This is a genomic window from Blastopirellula marina, from assembly GCF_002967715.1.
In the GTDB taxonomy this organism is placed as follows: Bacteria; Planctomycetota; Planctomycetia; order Pirellulales; family Pirellulaceae; genus Bremerella; species Bremerella marina_B.
This window is the reverse complement of record NZ_PUIA01000017.1, coordinates 239,243-259,072: the sequence shown is the minus strand read 5'-3', so window position 1 is coordinate 259,072 and position 19,830 is coordinate 239,243. Positions and strand designations below refer to the sequence as shown.

The following is a 19,830-nucleotide window of genomic DNA, read 5'->3' as shown; positions in this document are numbered from 1 at the left end:
CTGGGTCAGGGAAGAGGTCACCCCTGGCTGATGCGTCTTGGTGAGAGTCAAAAGATCGGTCTGCGTTGTATTATAAACGCGCGCAGCAAATCCTGTCCCCTCGCCCCGGCGGGGAGAGAGTTCGGGTGTGTTTCGCCAGCAGACATTCCAATGGAAAACGTCGGACGCGAACAGCGCAGCCAGTCGCACCCGGCACAACGCTAACCCGCGGCCTTTGAGATGAAGATTGTCCATTATGGCAACGCCATGTTCGCGCGCAATCTTCTTCTCGCCAGCCCCAAGGGGGTGGCCGAGTGTGCGCGCACCGGTTCGGCCGCCCTTTCAGGGCTTAAGATGTTTTTGATTCGATCGCTTTCCAGGGGCTGCCGCCCCTGGCTATTAGCGGTCGCTCCGTTGGAGCTGACATGTCACGGCGGGCCGCGTTCGTTGGCATGAGGCGTTTCGTGTTTAAACTCGACGGTCGGCTCGTCGATCGGCTTGGCAGATGACGCGTGAACCAACTCGCCAGATGAAACGTTGCTCATCGCTTCGAACGACACACCAGACGATTCCCCGGGTGCCACGTCCAAGTCTGCTTGGGCGTGCGGAGCGCCGGTTGGTAGCTCGTGCGCACTAAGTGATGGGGCGCTCACATTCGCTTCACTTAGCAAACGTGTTGCCGTTAGCGCTGGTTGTCGTGGTTGCGATTTGAAGGGCTGGAGTTCCGGGTTCAACTCGAACAACTCTTGTTCCAGCCGATCCAGCTCGGCCTGCTTCGCGCAGATTTCTCCCTGCAATTGCCGGTCCAGCTTCTGCAATCGGTAATAGGTCCACGCGTAGAGCCGCGCCAACTCGTACGTCCAGGCCTCTTCGGGCGGGCGTTTCATGCGCCGCAGTTGCCATTCCCGTTCGCGCGTGTTGTCGTCGCGTTCGCGCGGTGCTCGGTACGCAGGCGGTTTCCGCGGTTTCTTGGCCTGGGGGACTACCCAGGGAGGTCGCATGTCGGGGAACTGGTGGGCGGCGACCTCGGGGTCGATCGGTTCGACGAGCGGGTCTGCCCGGTACGTTAGCCGGTTGGGGTCTGGCACGTAGACGAACGGTTCCGGCGGCGGTTCTTCCTCTTGCGGAGGTTTGTGATCGCCCCGTTCCTCGGCCTCTTGCCGGGCAATCATTTCTTCCAACGCCGCGCACGTTCGCCGCGGGTCCCCTTTGGGAGATACGCGGACCTGCGTTGCCTGTTGAAAGATGGTCATCTCTTCGATCGGGCGATCGGGAATGACCATCAGGACTTCGCCGCAGCAGGGGCAGATGATGCGGTTCCCATCGCGCACGGCAACCTGCGGAGTCTGGCTGTGATGGCCGGCTCCGTGTTGTTCAGGTTGTTGGTCGGGATGGGACATGTTTCTTGTGGGTTGAGTTAAAACGGTGTTCGCACGCCCAAGCAGACTTGGGCGTGGTATTCGGGGGATCTGTCTCCAGGTCCTGGATTCGAGGGGGAATCGCAGGGGTTTCCCTAAGATATGTGAACATGTGTATACATGTCAAATGTTTGGGGGAGATTTTTTGGAAGAAAGTTTTTGTGTGCTCTTATCCGCGTGATCCGCGGGCTGCTTTGAATTTTTCAACTGCGAGGCAAACACTTCGTACGTTGCTTTGATCTTCTCAGGCAACTGGTCGTCGGTGGTCGTCATTTCATCGATCAAGGTCAGGACGCGGGCCTTCAGCGCGAGGTCGTTTCCGTGGCGGGCCTGTTCGACGATGGCGTTGTATTCTTGCCGGGCCGCTTTGGCGTCGCGCCGTAGCTTTCGGCATTTGGGGCACTGGTTGGGGACAGAATCAATCCAGAAGTGCCACTGTTCGAACCAGGTCTTCTGCTCGGCGGCGGTCCAGGTGAAGTTCTCACGGCACATGCCGCACTGGTAGATCGCGTCGAGATACCAATGCCGTGGGCAGACCGAGAAATTCTGTTTCGCCGGATTGCCTCGAATTGCACTCGCATAGTCCAACTGATAGGCACCACCGAAGAGGTGACGGGGCATTAATTTCGGGTCGGTGTCTCCGAAGATATCCATGCAGGGGCCTCGGCCGGCTATGCCGTTGGTTGAGTTGCGTGTGCCTGGCTTTCGACTGGAAGAGACATGGGACTGGTACCTGGTTCGCCCCCTCACCCTAGCTCTCTGCCCGGCGGGGCGAGGGGACCGGATGTTGCCGCGGGTCGTTTGTTATTAGCTCTCGTGGCCGTTGAGTAGTGGCTTGAGGTATTGGCCGGTGTAGCTGGTTTCTATTTCGGCGACTTGTTCCGGGGTGCCGGTGGCGATGATGTGACCGCCGCCGGAGCCTCCTTCGGGGCCGAGGTCGATGAGCCAGTCGGCGCTTTTGATCACGTCCAGGTTGTGTTCGATCACCAGGACCGTGTTCCCCTTGTCGACCAGGCGGCTCAGTACCGAGAGCAGCCGGCGGATGTCTTCGAAGTGCAGCCCAGTCGTTGGTTCGTCCAGTACGTACAGCGTGCTGCCGGTTTCCGTTCTGGCGAGTTCGGTAGCGAGCTTGATGCGTTGGGCCTCACCGCCGGAAAGGGTGGTGCTCGGTTGGCCGAGCGAGAGGTAGCCCAGTCCCACGTCGCACAGGCTTGCCAGTACGCGGTGGATGGTGGGGACGGCTTCGAAGAAGTCCGACGCCTCTTCGATCGGCAGGTTCAGCACGTCGGCGATTGAGAGGTCTTTGTATTTCACTCGTAGCGTTTGGCGGTTGAAGCGTTTGCCATGACACTGGGGACATTCGACGAACAGGTCTGGCAGGAAGTTCATTTCGATCTTCCTCAGGCCTTGCCCCTGGCATTCTTCGCAGCGGCCCCCCTTCACGTTGAAGCTGAAGCGGGACGCTTTGTAGCCATACTGTTTGGCTTGCCGCGTGTCGGCGAACACCTTGCGAATTTCGTCGAACACGCCGGTGTAGGTGGCCGGGTTGCTGCGCGGCGTGCGGCCGATGGGGGACTGATCGATCGGGATGACCTTGTCGATCTGGCTGGTGCCGCGAAGACTGGTGAACGCGCCTGGTCGCTGCGAAGGTTGCCCCAGGCGGCGCAGCAGGGCCGGCGTGATCGTTTCGTTGACGAGCGAACTCTTGCCGCTGCCGCTGACGCCGGTCACGCAGACGAAAGCGCCCAGCGGAATCTGCACGGCGACGTCCTTCAGGTTGTTGGTCGTGGCTCCTTCGATGGAGATCATCCGCGACTTGGCCACCTTGCGGCGCGATTGGGGCACATCGATCTTCGTGCGGCCGCTGAGGTACTGCCCGGTGATCGAGCTTTCGACATGCGAGACGACTTCAGGCGTTCCTTCGGCAATGATCTGCCCGCCGCGGCTGCCGGCACCAGGGCCGACGTCGACCAGGCGATCGGCGACACGCATGATCGCTTCGTCGTGTTCGACCACGATGACGGTGTTGCCATGGTCACGCAGTTCAACCAGGGCTTCGATCAGGCGGTGGTTGTCGCGCGAGTGGAGACCGATCGAGGGTTCGTCCAGGATGTAGCAGATACCGACCAGCCCGCTACCGATGCCGGTGGCCAGACGCACGCGCTGCAGTTCGCCACCGCTGAGCGTATCGGCGGCGCGGTCGAGGGTGAGGTAGTCGGCCCCCACCTTTTCCAGGAAGGCCAGCCGCTTGGAGATCTCGCGGACGATCGGAGTGGCGATCAGACTTTCGTGTTCGTCGAACTCGAGGTCGTCGAAGAAGGTGCGGGCATCGTTGATGCTCAGACGCACGATCTGGTGAATGTTGTGGTCGGCCACGCGAACGGCGAGGGCTTCGGGGCGAAGACGAGCCCCGTGACACGCAGGGCAGGGAAGCTTGCCGCGGAACTTGCCAAGCTGTTCGATCCGCTTTTTGCGGGTGGTGGTGACGTATTCTTTTTCGAGGGCGATCAGCACGCCTTGCCAGGTGCTCCCTTCACCGGAAAGAAGCCTGGTACGATCTTCCTGGCTCCAGTCGCTGAGTTTGGTGGTGCGGTCAAGCTTATGCTTGCCGAGCCATGTATCGAGCCCTTTGCTGACCTTGGAAATTGCGGAAGCGGTCAGGCCGCGCCATGGTGCGATCGCTCCTTCGTCGATCGACATGTCGCGTTCCGGTACGACCAGGTCGGGGTCGAACTCTTCGCAAATGCCCAGGCCTTCGCACTTGGGGCAAGTGCCGTAAGGGCTATTGAAGCTGAACGTGCGGGGTTCGATGTCGATAAAGCTGATGTTGCACTCGGTACAGGCCAGCTCGGTGTTGAAGATCTGATCGATCCATGTTCCCTTGGGATGCTTGTCATCGACCTTGTCGGTATCCAGATGGCAGGAAAGGAGCCGACCTTCGCTCAGCTTCAGTGCCATGGCGACCGAGTCGCTCATACGAGCGCGAAGCCCTTCGCGAATGATGATGCGGTCGACGACCGCTTCGATGGTGTGGTTCTTTTTCGGGTTGAGCTCGGGGACTTCGTCGATCTGGTAGACCTCGTCGTCGACGCGAACTCGCAGCAGGCCTTCGCGGCGGATGCGATCGAGGACTTCTTTGTGGGCCCCTTTACGCCCCTGAACCATCGGGGCCATGATCATCAGCTTGGTTTCTTCCGGCAGAGCCAGCAGGCGATCTTGAATCTGTTCGGCCGTTTGCTGCGTGATCGGTCGATCGCACTTCCAGCAGTGAGGCAGCCCCAGCCGCGCCATCAGCAGACGCAAGTAGTCGTAGATTTCAGTGATCGTGGCGACCGTGCTACGGGGGTTCTGGCTACCGGTTCGCTGGTCGATACAGATGGTTGGCTGCAAACCGACGATCAGGTCGACGTCGGGGCGTTCCATCTGGTCGAGGAACTGGCGGGCATAGACCGACAAGCTTTCGACATACTGACGCTGTCCTTCGGCGTACAGCGTATCGAGAGCCAGCGAGCTTTTGCCGCTGCCGCTGGGCCCGGTGATGACGATCAACTGATCTCGAGGGAGATCGATGTCGACGTTTTTCAGGTTATGAACACGTGCCCCGCGGACGCAGATCGAGGACGTATCCTGCGTCGGATCGATGGCAGACAGCTTGTCTCGATGGAAATCCACGATGGCAGACAATCATGCTGGGCGGATAAGGACGAGATTCTCGCCTTGCCCCTGCCATGGGGCAATCTCGACCTTAAAGGTATAAATGATGAGTAACAATTCAGTTCAGGCTAACAGGGCCCACCCCAAGTGGCAACTAGTGGGGATGACTGAGTGTTCAGTTTTCGGTGTTCCGTTTTCAGCAAGACGTTGGTCAAGCGGAACGGCCCATCGACCTAACTCCTGTCCCCTTGGCCCTTTGGGAAGAGGGTTAGGGTGAAGAGAGCCCTGGGAAAGGACGTGTCAGGCATGACACAAGGGCCCTGTTTTTCCAACGAGATAAAAGAAACAATCACGGCGACTTCCTGCAATTTTCGCCTCCTGAAAACTGAACACTTCAAACTGAAAACTACGACCGAAACGTATGCACCAATTCATGAATTACGACCAGCGCGAGGACCGGCTTCTGGCTCCTTATGCGCTGCGGAGCAAACAATCGCGCGGCCGCGAGCACGACGAGTCGGATCAACCGTATCGTTCTCCGTTTCAGCGCGATCGCGATCGAATCATCCATAGCAGTGCGTTTCGCCGGATGGCCGATAAAACTCAAGTGTTCATGAATGTCAGCGACTACCACCGCACACGGCTGACGCACACTATTGAAGTGGTCAACGTGGCCCGCACCATCGGCCGCAGCCTGGGGCTGAATGAAGAGTTGATCGAGGCTTTGGGGTATTTGCACGATCTGGGGCATCCTCCGCTGGGGCATACCGGCGAGGAAGTTTTGCAGGAATGTATGGCCGATTGCGGAGGGTTCTCGCACAACGCGTTTGGCCTGGTGCTGGTGAGGTATCTTGAAACGCGCAGCCCCTATTACGACGGGCTGAATCTCACGCACGAGGTGCTTGAAGGGCAGATCACGCGGGTCGACAAGCGGCAGATGACCTTCCTACGGCCGCTGCTGGAAGCCCAGACGGTCGAGGCTTGCGACAGTATTACGTACGACACCCACGATGCCGACGATGCGCTCAAACTGGGGTTGGTGCGGTTCGACGAGTTGATGCAAGTACCGCTGTTCGCGCAAAGTGCAGAAAAAGCGTATCAGCGGTATGGAGAATTGAGCGGACGTCGGCTGCGGAAGATGGTCATTCACCAGTTGATCGACATCCAGGTGACCGACGTCATGCAGACCGCCATGGAGCGGATTGCCAAGTGGAACCCAGGCTCGCCGGAGGAAGCCGAGATGTGCGAGCCGATCGTGACGGTAAGCGACGACCTGCGTGCCCGCAAAACCCAACTAGAACAGTTCCTTTTCGATCGGGTTTACCGCCACCCCGAGATCGTGGCGTTCCGTAAGCGGGGTCAGGACCAACTGCGGCAGATGTACGAGGGGTATTTACGCCGTCCTGAGCTGGTACGCGGGAAATGTGCCGACTGGTTCGAGGTTTGGGGGCTGCCCCGCACCGTTGGGTACTACATTGCCACCATGACCGATTCTTATTGCCAACGGGAGTTTGACGCCCATTTTCGCTAGTCGATGGGGATGCTTTCGCCGCAAATGCGGGGTAGAATACGTCACTTGGAATTGAGATTAGGTTTGTCTTTTAAGGGGAGCACGACCTGCCTTACCGAGGGTTGCCGTCGCGAACTTCTCGTTTTTGGTCGTCTCCTGCAGGCTCTCCATGGCGCTGATCGTACTTAGAATTGTTTTTATCCTGGTGGCTGCCGGTGTCGGTATTACCGTCATTCGGGTCGATACCTTCCGTAGCGCACTTCAGGAAAATCCTTGGCCTGCGTTCGTGGGTGTCATGATGCTGGCCTTGTCGGTCATTGGCATCGATATTTTCGTCAAGAACAAGCGATACGACACCATCTCCGGGGTTTACTTCGGGCTGCTGGTGGGGCTCTCGCTGACCTATATCCTGGGCCTGATCACGCAGGTCTGGTTTCCGGCCGATAACCCCGGGGCAGTTACCGCGCACCGGGCCCTGCAATTGGTGGTCGGGATGGTGCTGTGCTATAGCTGTATCAGTCTGGTGCTGCAGACGAAGGACGACTTCCGCTTCATCATTCCTTATGTTGAATTCGCCAAGGAAGTGAAGGGTCCCAAGCCGTACGTCCTGGATACCAGTATCGTGATCGACGGACGCATCGCCGACGTCGTCGAGACCGGCTTCTTCGACAATGTGCTGATCATGCCCAGATTCGTCCTGGCGGAACTCCAGGGCATTGCCGACAGCAGCGACAAGCTGAAACGCAGTCGCGGCCGTCGTGGTTTGGACATCCTTAATCGTCTGCGCAATAACGATCAGGTCGACCTGAAGATCCACGACCGCGAGACGCCGGACATGGAAGGACAACCGGTCGACATGAAGCTGGTCCTGCTGGCCAAGTTGCTGGAAGGAAAGATCGTCACCGGCGACTACAACCTGAACAAGGTTGCCAAGCTGCACAACGTGGAAGTGATCAACCTGAACGAGATCGCCAACGCCTTGAAGCCAGTCTTCTTGCCGGGTGAACATCTCTCGGTGCGGATTGTCAAAAAGGGTGAAGAAGACAGCCAAGGCGTCGGTTACCTGGACGACGGCACGATGATTGTGGTTGAAGGTGGTCGCGATCACATCAACAGCCAGGTCCGCATTCTGGTGACCAGTGTGCTGCAAACCAGTGCCGGACGCATGATTTTCGGACGCTATGAAGCGAACGAAGGAGGCACTTCCGGTGGCGGTCAGAAGACGCACGCCACGGCCTAATAGCAACAAGTTGGTAACTCCACCGTCGTAGGATGGCTACGGCTTCTTAGTCGATGGCCATCTTCAAACGCCAAAGGTGGCTATCTGCCGAAAACGTCGGTAGCCAGCCTGCAAATATCCATTTACTCAAGTCCCCATATACTCGCGTGACTGAATCTGACAAGCCGGAAGCAACTTCCGAAAACGACAACAACGCCAGCTTTGAACTCGCCAAGGCAGCCGCCCAGGTGATCGAAGACAACAACGGCCGCGACATCTGCATTCTCGATATGCGGCACCTGACGCCGATCTTCGATTTCTTCGTCATCGGTACCGGTGGTAGCCGTCGGCAGTTGCACGCGATGAGCGAAGAGATCGACGACAAGCTCGAAAAAGATCTCGGCGATCGCCGCATGGGCCGCGAAGGGTACGATGAAAGCCGCTGGATTCTGTTGGACTACGGCACGGTCGTGTGCCACCTGTTCGACGAAGAAACCCGCGAGTACTTCCAGCTGGAACAGCTATGGGCCGATGCCAAAAAGATCGACCTGACCGGCATCCTGCGAAACCCAGGCGAATAACTCACCTGGCCCGCTCATCTCATTCCTGTCCCCTCTCACTTCCCAAGGGGGAGGGTTGAAGAAGCGGGTACCCAGTTCACCCCTCAACCTCTCTCCTGAGGGGCGAGGGGACAAGACTGAGAACACTTTGACACATTCAAGCTGCAAGCGACTTTCATGAATATTCTTGCTCTGCTTCGTGCCCGATTTAAGCCAGTGCTGCAGCCGCTTGCCGACGACGCGGGCCCGCTGCTGGAAATGATTCGCCCTGCTGGCGATCCCAAGTTCGGCGACTACCAGGCCAACTTCGCGATGGGCCTGGCCAAGAAGCTCGGCAAGAGCCCGCGCGATCTGGCTACCGAAGTGGTTGCGGCGGTGAACGTGGAAGATATCTGCGAAACTCCAGAAGTCGCCGGACCTGGCTTCATCAACCTGAAGCTCCGCGAAGAGTGGATCCAGCAGCAGCTGCAAAACGCGAAGACTGACTCGCGGATTGGTATCGAAAAGGTTGAAGCCCCGCGGACGTACGTGGTCGACTACTCTTCGCCGAACGTGGCCAAGCCGATGCACGTCGGGCACATCCGCAGCACCGTGATTGGTGACGCGCTGTGCCGCACGCTGAAGTTCGTCGGGCACAGTGTGATCAGCGACAACCATCTGGGCGACTGGGGAACCCAGTTCGGGATGATCATCTACGGCTACAAGCACTTCGCCGACAAAGACGCCTACAAAGCGGCCCCGGTGCCGGAGCTGTCGCGGATCTACCGCGAGGTGCGAGGGCTGATGGATTACTTCGACGCGAAGAAGGAGCTACCGCAGCTGATCGAGAAGCTCGCCGAGCGAACGGCCGAGTACGAAGCCGCCAAGAACGCACCAGAGCCTGCCGACAAAGCCGAAGCGAAGAAGCAGAAGAAGGAAGTGGGCCGTTTTCAGTCGCAGATTGGCGACCTGAATGAAGCAATTGAGTCGACCAAGGCCAAGATCGCTAAGACCGAAGATTCGCCCGAGCTGAAGAAGCTTGCCGAAGCGCATGCCGAGATCAGCACAGCCGTCCTGCAGGAAACGGTCAAGCTGCATGAAGGGGATGCCGAAAACATCGCTCTGTGGAAAGAGTTCCTGCCGTTCTGCGAAGACGAAATCAAGCGGGTTTACGAGCGGCTGAACGTGACGTTCGATCACCAGCTGGGCGAGAGCTTCTATCACGATCGCCTAGCCGCCGTGGTCGAAGACTTCGAGCGGCGGGGCTTGGCTAAAGAGTCGCAAGGGGCAACGTGCGTGTTCCTCGACGGATTCAAGGCTCCGATGATCATCCGCAAGCGAGATGGGGCGTTCCTCTACTCGACAACCGACCTGGCGACCATTGCGTACCGCATGGAGCACTGGAAGCCTGATGCGATTCTGTACGTGGTCGACTTCCGCCAAGGGGAGCACTTCGACAAGCTGTTTGCCGCCACGCGGCTGTGGGGTTACACCGATATCGAACTGAAGCACGTCAGCTTCGGTACCGTGATGGGAGACGACGGCAAGCCGTTCAAGACGCGGTCTGGCGATACGGTGGGCCTGGAAGGTCTGCTGGATGAAGCGGTCAGCCGCGCTTACAAGGTGGTCAGCGAGGGGGACGAACGGCAGCCTGATGGACCGAAGCTGGACGAGGCTCAGCGCAAACAGATTTCGGAAACGGTGGGCATCGCCGCACTGAAGTATGGCGACCTGTCGCAGAATCGCGAGACCGACTACACGTTCAGTTACGACAAGATGCTGGCCCTGAATGGGAACACGGCCACTTATATGCAGTACGCCTATGCCCGCGTGCAGAACATCTTCCGCAAGGGAGAAGTCGATATCGAGGCCCTGCGAAGCAGTGGTGCGACTATCACCGTTGAGCACCCGGCCGAGCGTCAGCTGGCGATGGCCATCCTGCGGTTTTCCGAGGCGCTGGACGACGTGCTATTGGATTATCGCCCGAATTACCTGACCAACTATCTATTTGATCAGTTGGCTAAGTCGTACAGCAGCTTCTACGATCAGTGCGAAGTTCTGAGCGCTGGCACCGAAGAGCAGAAGAATAGTCGACTCTTGCTTTGCGATTTGACCGCCCGGGTGATACAACAAGGCCTGGATTTGTTGGGTATCCAAACGGTCGACAAGATGTAGACCTCTATCCCGTACCCTCGCCCCATTGGGGAGAAGGTCAGGGTGAGGGGACAAGCGAGGAAGATCATGCCACGGAAGGTTTCGAAGGCGGCTCGGCCGAGTTTCGAGTTGAACTCCGTTTATCACGGACATGCCCGTGATGTTCTGCAGACCTTCCCCGATGAAGTGATCGACTGCGTGGTGAGCAGCCCGCCGTACTTCCAGCAGCGTAATTACGACGGCGACGATCAGATCGGCCAAGAGATCTCGCCGGAAGAGTACGTGCAGAGCCTGGTCGAGGTCTTCCGCGAAGTTCGCCGCACGCTCAAGGAGACAGGCGCGTTGTGGCTGGTCCTAGGAGACAAATACCTCGACGGCGAACTGTTGGGTTTGCCCTGGCAAGTGGCCCTCGCGCTGCGGGCCGATGGCTGGAAGCTCCGCAGCGATGTCATTTGGCATAAGCCCAACGCGATGCCCAGTAGCGTGAAGACGCGGCCGACGACCGATCACGAGTATGTCTTTCTGCTGGTCAAGAACAACCAGTATTTCTACGACGCCGACGCGATCCGCGAGCCGCACGTCACCTTCAGTGAAAACAGCAAGATGAAGGGGGGCCGCAATCACTTTCATCGCCGCGGCAGCACGCCGGAGGCAGGCAAGAATGGTGGCAACAACAATCTGCACGATGCCCGCTGGGATCAGGCGTTTCATCCGAAGGGACGCAACAAGCGGACCGTCTGGTCGATTCCTCTTTCCAAGTTCCGCGATGCCCACTTCGCCGTCTTCCCCGAGACGCTGGTCGAGACATGCATCAACGCAACCTGCCCGGAAGATGGCACGGTGCTCGACCCCTTCTTTGGCAGCGGCACGACGGGCGTTGTCGCCAAGCGCCTAGGCCGCAGCTACGTGGGGATCGACCAATCAGAAAAGTATGTCGAGATGGCCAAGGGACGCCTGGCCGATACGAAGAATGGGCAGCTCAGTTTGCCTGGCCTTGGGAAGTAACTCGCCGTCGCGACTGCGCACGAAATGCCAGCCAGATCGAGGCGACGACGATGCCTGCCACCACGCAGCCCAAAAGCGGCAAGCTGTTGCTGACCTTTACTGCCGTGAAGGTTTCCATGTACAGGTACCATTTCAGTGGCGGGTTGGCTAAGGCGAACGGCATCAGCAGCAGGCCCACGAAGTAGCCCATGCCGATCGAGAGCACGACCGACTGCCGCGGCTTCAGTAGACAAATTCCAATGACGGCGGCCAGGGTGCCGGGGATGTATTCCAGGTACGGCAGCGATGCCAAGACGACCTCGGTGCGGTAGATGCCGAACAGAACCAGCAGCGTCACGATCAATGCCAAGACCCATGCCGCGTCCTGCCACGAGGAGTGCGAGATTTCGTCAGACGTATCCGGCATGACGCGATCCTTGAAAGAAAAGGGGACAACCGCCGCTACGGCGATTCTCCCCTGAATCTTCCAAACTGGCAACGTTTTTGCTTGTTTCCGGCGGCGATATCAGTGCTTGCCGATACGTGCCACCGGGCTGATTGACGAGCACATCGCTGCTACTCGATGCTATCGGGCGAAGTTTCCTCCATTGCCAGACGCTCTGCGGCTTCTTTTCCGAAGAACCAGAACATGCCGGGTCTTACAAGGAATTCGCAGAATGTACTGGTCACCAGGCCGCCCAGGATGACCGTGGCCACCGGGAACAGCATCTCCTTCCCAGGCTGGCTTCCACCAATCACCAGCGGCACCAGGCCGATACCGGTGGTCAGCGCGGTCATCAGCACCGGAGCCAGCCGTTCCAGGCTGCCGTTGATGATCATCTGCTGGGTGAAGCCTTCTTCGCGGTACTGCTCCAGGTAAGTGGAAACCAACAGCAAACCATTGCGGGCCGCAATACCACCCAGCGAGATGAACCCGACCAGGGCTGCGATCGAAAGGGTTTGCCCGGTGATCAGCAAAGCGAGCACCCCCCCGACAAACGCTGCCGGCAAGCTGAACAAGATCTGCAGCACGATGCTGGTCGACGGATAGGCCGAGTACAGCACGACAAACGTGACCAGCAGGGCCACGATCGAAAGACCGAAGATCCGCGTGCTGGCACTTTGCTGAGCCTCGAACTGGCCACCCATCGTGAAGAAGTACCCTTCGGGGAACTCGACATCGCTGCGGATGCGCTCGTCGATCTCGGCCACGGCGGTGCCCAGGTCTTTGCCCAGCGTGTTCACGCGGACAACGATCCGGCGTCGGCCATCTTCGCGCTGGATGGTGTTCGGCCCGCCAGCTTCGTAAACGTTGGCCAGCACCGAAAGAGGAACGCGCTGGCCATTTTCCAGTTCCAAGGGAAACCGACTCAGGCTATCGAGATCGGTTCGGTAGCGATCTTCCAGGCGAACCAGCACATCAAAGCTGCGCTGTCCCTGGTACAGTTGCGTGACGACTCGACCGTTGAGGGCTGTTTCGATCGTCTCGTTCACGAACGAAGCAGGCACACCGTAGTAGGCCAGCGCGTCTCGTTTCAGCTCGACCCGAAACTGCGGGATCATCGCTTGCTGCTCGACGACCGGCGGGGCGATGCCTTCGATGTCGGAGATCGCATTCTTGACGTTGTTCGCCGTGCGGCGAAGCTGCGTCAGGTCGTCGCCGTAGATCTTGATGGCGATCTGAGCCGTCACGCCGGAGAGCATGTGGCTGATCAAGTGGGCGATCGGCTGCTCGATTTCGATCTCGACGCCAGGGACATCTTCGGTCGCTTCGTGCAGGATCGCGATCATTTCGTCGCGTCCGTTGTGAACCTCGGGATTGAGCGAAATGACCGTCTCGGTCACGTTGACCCCCATCGCGTGTTCGTCCTGCTCGGCGCGACCCGTTTTGGTCGTGTACCACAGCAGGGGACCATCGGGGTTGGCTTCGCTTTTGGTCAGCTTGCCGAGCTCGTTATCAACCAGCTTGGCGATCTTGCGGCTCGTTGCCAGCGAGGTGCCAGGAGGCGCGAACAAGTTGACCTGCACGGCACCTTCGTCGAACGGAGGCAAAAAGTCGGTGCCCAGCCGCGTGACCAGGAAGCCGCTGCCGACCACGGCGATCAGCACGCCAGAGAGGATCACCGCGATTCCATTTTGCGTGAGACCAGCGCGGACGACCGGCTGGATGATCCACTTCAAAAATCGTAGGAAGAAGCCATCTCCTTGGTGCGTGGCCTTGGCGTTGGGAAGCAGGTAATACGAAAGAACAGGCGTCACCGTCAGCGACACGAGAGTCGAGGCGAGAATTGAAATGATGTACGCCACACCCAGCGGCGTGAACAGTCGGCCTTCCATGCCGCTCAACGCGAACAGAGGAGCGAAGACGACAATCACCAGCACGGTACTGATGATGATCGCGTTACGCACTTCCACGCTCGCGTCGAAAATGACCTTCAGCACCGGCCGAGGGTTTTCGAGCTTCGCGTTCGCTTTGAGCCTGCGGAAGATGTTTTCGACGTCGACAATCGCGTCGTCGACCAGTTCCCCCATGGCGACCGCAATGCCACCGAGAGTCATCACGTTGATCGACATTCCCAGGAAATAGAAGATCAGCGACGTGACGAGAATCGACAGGGGAATTGCCGTCACGGTGATGAACGTGGTGCGGAAGTTGAACAGGAAGATGAACAGGATAATGACCACCAGAATGGCACCATCGCGCAGAGCCTCGATCACGTTGGTAACGCTATGATCGATGAATTCGCGCTGCTGGTAGGTCGTTTCGATCTGCACATCTTTGGGCATCGCCAGTTTCAAGTCGGCGATGGCCTGGTTGATCTGCTCGGTGATCATCCGCGTGTCGACGTTGGGCTGCTTTTGAATGGTCAGCACCACGGCGTCGCGGCCGTTAACACTGGAATCGCCTCGCTTGATTTGCGCGCCTTCCTGGATTTCGGCAACGTGCCGCATTAGCACCGGTCGATGGCGATCGGTTGTGAGAGGAACGTCTTCGATGTCATCGATCGTTTTCAGAAGGCCCAGCCCGCGCACCAATAGCTCTTGCGAGTTCTGATCGACGTAGCCGCCGGTCACGTTCAAGTTGCTTTCGCTGAGCGCTTTCTCGATGTCGGCCAGTTGCAGGTCGTACTGGTGCATCTTGTGCAAGTCGACCAGCACCTGGTACTGCTTGCGTCCGCCTCCCATGGGGATCACCTGGGCGACGCCGGGAATGGTGAGCAGCCGTTGGCGAACGGTCCAGTCGGCCATGGTGCGGATTTCCAGCGGCGAGGTCGAACCGTCGTCGCTCCACATGCCGACGATCATGATCTGCCCCAGCAGCGAAGACATAGGGGCCATCTGCACGTCGGTATCTGGCGGCAGGTTATCCTGCTCGAGCGCCAGGCGTTCCTGGACAATCTGGCGAGCCGTATAAATATCGGTTCCCCAGTCGAACTCGACGTAGATGACCGAGAACCCAATGTCGGACGAGCTACGCACCGCTTGCACGCCGGAGGCACCGATCAGGCTGCGCTCCAGCACGTAGGTGATACGCTGTTCAACTTCTTCCGGCGATAGCCCGTGCGATTCGGCAATCACCACCACGCGCGGCCGGGTCAGGTTCGGCAACACGTCGATTGGTAGTCGTACGGTAATGACGCTCCCCACAACCATCACGGCCAGGGCCGCCATGACGACGACCAGCCGATTGCGGAGGGCGAACAGAATGATGTTATTTAACATGATTTCGCTCCTCTGCGGTTAGTGGTTATGTCCGTGGTGATCGTGTCCGCCGCCGCCAGAGCCGGCTTGGGAGAGCATTTCCAAGTACAGTTGATAGGCGTGGGTCACGACGATCGTATCTCCCAGGCGAATGTCCCCATCGCGGCTGATGACGGCGGTGTTCGTATCGCGATGGATGACCTTGACTGGGACCTTTTGGAATTCTTTCATGCCCGGCTCGACGTGGCCGAATACCTGCTGAAAGACGAACGTTTCGATCCCTTCTTCCACCAGGGCTTCGCGCGGCAGAACAAATTGGTCTTCGTATTTATCCATCGGCAACATCAGGTGCACACGCTGCCCCGGTTTAAATCGCCATTGCCGCGTGACTGATTGATCCAATAGCAGCGAGTCGGCCGCGACTTCGTTTTTCAGCCGCAGATAGAAGAAGAACGTGCCGGTCGTTTCGTCGGCGTGGTTGTCGATGTAAGCGATCTCGGCCGAGCGGGTCGCGTAGTTGCGATGGGCTTCGTCCTGATGTGAGTGTCCGAACTGGACTTCGACAGGGACGTGATTCGCTTCCAGTTCGTACAACCGTGGCACGTCCTGCTCGAATGCTTCACCGCGAATGTACAGGTAACGATGGTCTGCCAGGCGGGCCAAAGACGTACCGCGCTGAATCGTCATGCCAGGATGAATATCGAGTGATTCGACAACGAACGAGACCGGGTCTTGTTCCGAGGAATCGGAGTCGCGCGGGACTTCGCTCAAAAGGACATCGATCTGCTTGATCAGCTCTCGCTTTTCGATCACGGTCGAGACCTGGCTTGTGGTCAAACCGCGGGCGATCAATTCCTGGATGCGAGCGTCTTGGCGGCTTTGTAGCTTCTGTTCCTGGTACTGGAATTCGAGTTGTGCCTTGCCGGCGATCGCCCCTGATTGAGCCAACGGCGTGAGCCGGTTGATCTCGGCTCGAGTGACATCGATCTGCCCGAGCACATCCAGCAGGTCGATCTGAGCCGATAGGACGGGCTCGTCGACGATATCGAGCGTGAAGAGCGGATCTGATAGGTGCACAAGCTGTCCGGCGTCGACGTTGACGCTACGAATGTTTCCACCGACCGGGGCCGCCACGGTAAAGCTACTGCGGCCTGGGATCTCGACGACTTCGCCCGGTATGGTGAGGGGCGAGATGTACGTTTCGCCGCGCATCGTCTTTACGGCAATCTTCAGATTGGCGAATGCCGTGTCGGTCAACTCGACGACTTCTCCGGAACCATGGTCGTGTCCATGTTCGTCTTCGTGATCGTCGTGAGCCGCTTCGGTCGGTGGGGCTGGGGCAGGAGCGTGTTGCATCCCCGAGTAATATCCGATCAAGCCGATCGCGATCGCAATACTCAAGAAGATCGCAATCCGAAGCAAAATCGTGCGAGGCATGATGAGCCTTTCTTGCTAGTTGTAGTAATGTCCGGCAGATGAATGAGGTGCCACTGGTCATGCCAGCGATAGGTAAAGCACCCTAGACCAGGAAAGCCTGGGAAAGTGCCCGAAGAACGGGGCAACTGGGCTGCCGGAAGCTAGCAGCGAAAGAGCTGAGAATGAGCGCGCAGCGTCGTCGTAGGAGGGCCTGAACCGTGCAGCGCCAGTGTGGTATCGCGCGAGACCACCATGGCGAACGTACTGCTGGAAAGGTCAAGTGCCGGCAACCAGGCAGTAACCTGCGTGGTGTCGCTATCGACTGTCCGAAACGAGACCAGAAGGGGCGTATCCCCTTCTTGATCGCACTCGTGATGTTCGGTCGGATCGTGTTCGTGCGCGCAGCTGGGCATCTCGTGGTCGTGCTGGACCATGTGATGTAGCGCGGCGTACCACTGGTTTTCCTCCAGGCATCCCCCCGGGCAAACGCCGTAAGAGTACCCCATGCAGAGGATGGCCAGGGCCACCGTCATTGCGCGAAATCGAATTAGAAACTTATGGAACATACGTCTGCAATGATAGTCCGAGGGGCATGCGCCGACAATTGCAGTTATCGGCCTATTGTCGCGGGGGTTGCCGCTATTTTGGCGGAGCCGCCGCCGGAATCTTCAATTTCGTAGGGTCGATCACCACGTGTTTGATCGTTTCTCGACGATACGTGTAGACAATATGCACTTTACCGTCAGAGGTTTGAATGACGGCTGGGTAAGAGTATTCGCCCGGTTGTCGCTCGAGCGTCAAGACAGGATGCCAGGCATGGCCATCCTTCGAGATGGCCACGTTCAGCATGTTACGGCCGGCCGGAAAGTCCGATTCGCGAATCGTGTGATTGTAGACCAATAGCTGCGTTCCATCGGTAAGACTGACGGCGTCGGTGCCCGAATTAGGATTGGGCAGTTCGGTACCGCTGAGGGCACTCCAGGTCTTGCCGCCATCTTCCGACCAGGCCGAAGCCACCAGGTTCTCGCGCGTACGGCAAAGGATCTGCATCTTCCCGTCGCCGTAGGTCAGAATGCTGGGCTGGATCGCATTGAACAGCTTGGCATCGTTGATCGGACCGATCACTTCCCAGGTTTTACCCAAGTCTTTGGTGGCCTCGAAGTGAACCCGCCACCCTTTGTGCTCGGTGCTGGATGGGCAGACGATCGTGCCATCTTCCAGTTGAATTGGTTTGTTCTTCACCGGGCCGAGAAGGTTGCCGATTGCTTCGTTGGAGCCCAGGCGAGTTGGTTCGCTCCAGGTGACACCGTTGTCGGTAGAAGTGGTCAGCATGCCCCACCACATACTGGGACTGGGGCCGACTTTATAGAAGAGCATCAGCGGCCCGTCTTTCGGTTGAAACAGCACCGGGTTCCAGGTTGGGTGACGGAGTTCTTCGTTTTGGTAGCCGTTGGCGACTTCGATTGGGGTGGACCAGCCGTTGCCTGTGTTGCGAGAGATCCAGATACCGACGTCCGGGTTCTTTTCGTGGGTTCCACCAAACCAGGCCGCAATCAGCCCTTCCGACGTTTCGACGATGGTCGACGCGTGGGAATTCTTGGTCGGTCGGTCTTCCGGGGTAAAAATGAACTCGGAAGCAACGAACGCAGGCGTATCTTGTCCGGCAACTTTAGGCAGTTTTGGGGCTTGGGAATCGGCAGCTTGACCGCGGGCAGGACATACAAGGAGCCCGACCAGCAGGCCAAACAACCCACCATAGATAACGATTGATTTCATGGCAGTGTTCGGCAGTCGTCGTTTGTGGATAGCTTTGCGAGCAATTGGGGAGGGGTCGCATCAACCAGGATGCTGTCCTCAATGTTCCGACATTCGGCCATCTGTGTCAAAGCGAATCATGCGGGCAAATTTTGCGCGGATTCTGGCCTTTCTAAGTCTACGCCATATTTATTAGCGCATGAAAAAACCCTCGGATACATACGCATCCGAGGGTTTTGATGGTTTTTTAGGTCAGAAACAGGCGAATTACATGGTGCCCAGCTTCTTGACCAGGTCGGTGGTACGAGCCGAGTAGCCGGCTTCGTTGTCGTACCACGAAACAACCTTGACCAGCTTGTCAGCGATCACGGCGGTGAAAGGAGCCGCGAAGATCGAGCTGTGCGGATCGCCGATGATGTCGGACGAAACGATTGGATCTTCGGTGTAACACAAGATACCCTTCATCGGGCCTTCAGCGGCAGCCTTGATGGCGGCGTTGATTTCTTCGACGCTGGCCGACTTGCTCAGGTTGGCAGTCAGGTCGACGACGCTACCGGTTGGAACCGGAACACGCATGGCGATACCAGTCAGCTTGCCCTTGAGTTCTGGAATGGCCAGAGCAACGGCTTTAGCGGCACCCGTCGAGGTTGGGATGATGTTCTGAGCCGCGGCACGAGCACGGTAAGGATCGGCGTGTGGCAAGTCCAGCACGTTCTGATCGTTCGTGTAAGCGTGGATCGTGGTCATCAAACCGCTTTCGATACCGAACGAATCGTTCAGGACCTTAGCAACCGGAGCCAGGCAGTTGGTGGTGCAGCTGGCGTTGGAAACGGTGGTCATGTCGGCGGTAAGCTTGTCGTCGTTCACACCGAGAACGCAGGTCAGATCCGGAGCGTCCTTGGCGGGAGCGGACAGAACGACCTTGCGAGCACCAGCGTCCAGGTGCGAGTCGTAGCCAGGCTTTTCGCCATTCTTACGGCCGGTGAAAACGCCGGTCGATTCGATAACAACGTCAACACCCAGGTCGCCCCATGGTAGGTTGGCTGGGTTACGTTCTTCGAGAACCTTAATCTTCTTGCCGTTGACCGTCAGGCCTTCGCTGTCGAATTCGACGGTGCCAGGGAAGCGACGGTGCGTGCTGTCGTACTTCAGCAGCGTCGCGAGCATTTCGTTGTCGGTCAGGTCGTTAATCGCAACAACCTCGAACTCCTCAGGACGAGCGATCATGTTGCGAAAGGTAAGTCGACCGATACGTCCAAAACCGTTAATTGCAACCTTTACTGCCACGGTACGTAATCTCCTGAGGGGGTAAATCGTTGGGCGGCGAGCGGTTCGCCGTCATGTGTGTTGGTATCTCTGTTCCCTAATAGGAACGCTGCCGATTGGGGTGTGTATTCGGCGTTATAGCACGCATCCTGAGCGTGCCCAAGCGGGCCAGACATCCGTGCCCAGAGTTTTCCCACGAAGCGCCAAACAAAATTCACGGAAACGTGAGTGCTT

Annotated in this window: 14 protein-coding genes; 5 read left to right on the top strand and 9 right to left on the bottom strand. The window is 58.2% G+C overall.

What is annotated here, in order from left to right:
* Window positions 1–407: 407 nt before the first annotated feature.
* The 3 genes from C5Y96_RS07005 to uvrA all read right to left on the bottom strand — a co-directional run bounded on the left by C5Y96_RS07005 (window position 408) and on the right by uvrA (window position 5,069).
* On the bottom strand, window positions 408–1,379 hold the full coding sequence (locus tag C5Y96_RS07005; protein WP_105351340.1) for a hypothetical protein: 972 nt from the start codon (window positions 1,377–1,379) through the stop codon (window positions 408–410).
* 141 nt (window positions 1,380–1,520) lie between these two features.
* Window positions 1,521–2,051 carry a zinc-ribbon domain containing protein gene (locus C5Y96_RS07000; RefSeq protein ID WP_105351338.1) on the bottom strand — a complete coding sequence of 177 codons (531 nt, stop codon included), beginning with the start codon at window positions 2,049–2,051 and terminating at the stop codon, window positions 1,521–1,523.
* Window positions 2,052–2,204: 153 nt separating this feature from the next.
* Entirely contained in the window at window positions 2,205–5,069 is a 2,865-nt protein-coding gene (gene uvrA, locus C5Y96_RS06995) for an excinuclease ABC subunit UvrA (RefSeq protein ID WP_233198846.1), read from the bottom strand.
* Window positions 5,070–5,484: 415 nt separating this feature from the next.
* Between uvrA and dgt the strand changes: the two genes are divergently transcribed.
* The 5 genes from dgt (at window position 5,485) to C5Y96_RS06970 (ending at window position 11,478) form a co-directional block, all read left to right on the top strand.
* A complete protein-coding gene (gene dgt, locus C5Y96_RS06990; RefSeq protein WP_158261125.1) occupies window positions 5,485–6,582 on the top strand; it encodes a dGTP triphosphohydrolase in 1,098 nt (365 codons plus the stop codon).
* A 148-nt stretch (window positions 6,583–6,730) separates the two neighbouring features.
* The gene (locus tag C5Y96_RS06985; RefSeq protein ID WP_105351333.1) at window positions 6,731–7,801 is read left to right on the top strand and encodes a PIN/TRAM domain-containing protein; all 1,071 of its coding nucleotides are present in this window, start codon (window positions 6,731–6,733) and stop codon (window positions 7,799–7,801) included.
* A gap of 146 nt (window positions 7,802–7,947) precedes the next feature.
* Complete coding sequence (gene rsfS, locus C5Y96_RS06980; protein ID WP_233198845.1) at window positions 7,948–8,361, top strand: ribosome silencing factor; 414 nt, start codon at window positions 7,948–7,950, stop codon at window positions 8,359–8,361.
* Window positions 8,362–8,517: 156 nt separating this feature from the next.
* Window positions 8,518–10,494: an arginine--tRNA ligase gene (gene argS, locus C5Y96_RS06975; protein WP_105351329.1), complete on the top strand. Its 1,977-nt coding sequence runs from the start codon at window positions 8,518–8,520 to the stop codon at window positions 10,492–10,494.
* A 66-nt stretch (window positions 10,495–10,560) separates the two neighbouring features.
* Entirely contained in the window at window positions 10,561–11,478 is a 918-nt protein-coding gene (locus C5Y96_RS06970; protein ID WP_105351327.1) for a DNA-methyltransferase, read from the top strand.
* On the opposite strand, the gene C5Y96_RS06965 is transcribed toward C5Y96_RS06970, so the two are convergent.
* From C5Y96_RS06965 to gap, 6 genes are all read right to left on the bottom strand, one after another.
* Window positions 11,453–11,884, bottom strand: a complete 432-nt coding sequence (locus C5Y96_RS06965; RefSeq protein ID WP_105351325.1) for a hypothetical protein — start codon at window positions 11,882–11,884, stop codon at window positions 11,453–11,455. The two genes, C5Y96_RS06970 and C5Y96_RS06965, sit on opposite strands and share 26 nt — an antisense overlap.
* A 149-nt stretch (window positions 11,885–12,033) precedes the next feature.
* Window positions 12,034–15,180 carry an efflux RND transporter permease subunit gene (locus C5Y96_RS06960; protein WP_105351323.1) on the bottom strand — a complete coding sequence of 1,049 codons (3,147 nt, stop codon included), beginning with the start codon at window positions 15,178–15,180 and terminating at the stop codon, window positions 12,034–12,036.
* A gap of 18 nt (window positions 15,181–15,198) precedes the next feature.
* Window positions 15,199–16,596, bottom strand: a complete 1,398-nt coding sequence (locus C5Y96_RS06955; protein WP_105351321.1) for an efflux RND transporter periplasmic adaptor subunit — start codon at window positions 16,594–16,596, stop codon at window positions 15,199–15,201.
* Between the two features lie 140 nt (window positions 16,597–16,736).
* Complete coding sequence (locus C5Y96_RS06950) at window positions 16,737–17,108, bottom strand: hypothetical protein (protein WP_146115551.1); 372 nt, start codon at window positions 17,106–17,108, stop codon at window positions 16,737–16,739.
* A 106-nt stretch (window positions 17,109–17,214) separates the two neighbouring features.
* Window positions 17,215–18,351 (bottom strand): sialidase family protein, encoded by a 1,137-nt coding sequence (locus C5Y96_RS06945; protein WP_105351317.1) that lies wholly within the window; start codon window positions 18,349–18,351, stop codon window positions 17,215–17,217.
* Between the two features lie 246 nt (window positions 18,352–18,597).
* Window positions 18,598–19,617 carry a type I glyceraldehyde-3-phosphate dehydrogenase gene (gene gap, locus C5Y96_RS06940; protein WP_105351315.1) on the bottom strand — a complete coding sequence of 340 codons (1,020 nt, stop codon included), beginning with the start codon at window positions 19,615–19,617 and terminating at the stop codon, window positions 18,598–18,600.
* Window positions 19,618–19,830 lie beyond the last annotated feature (213 nt).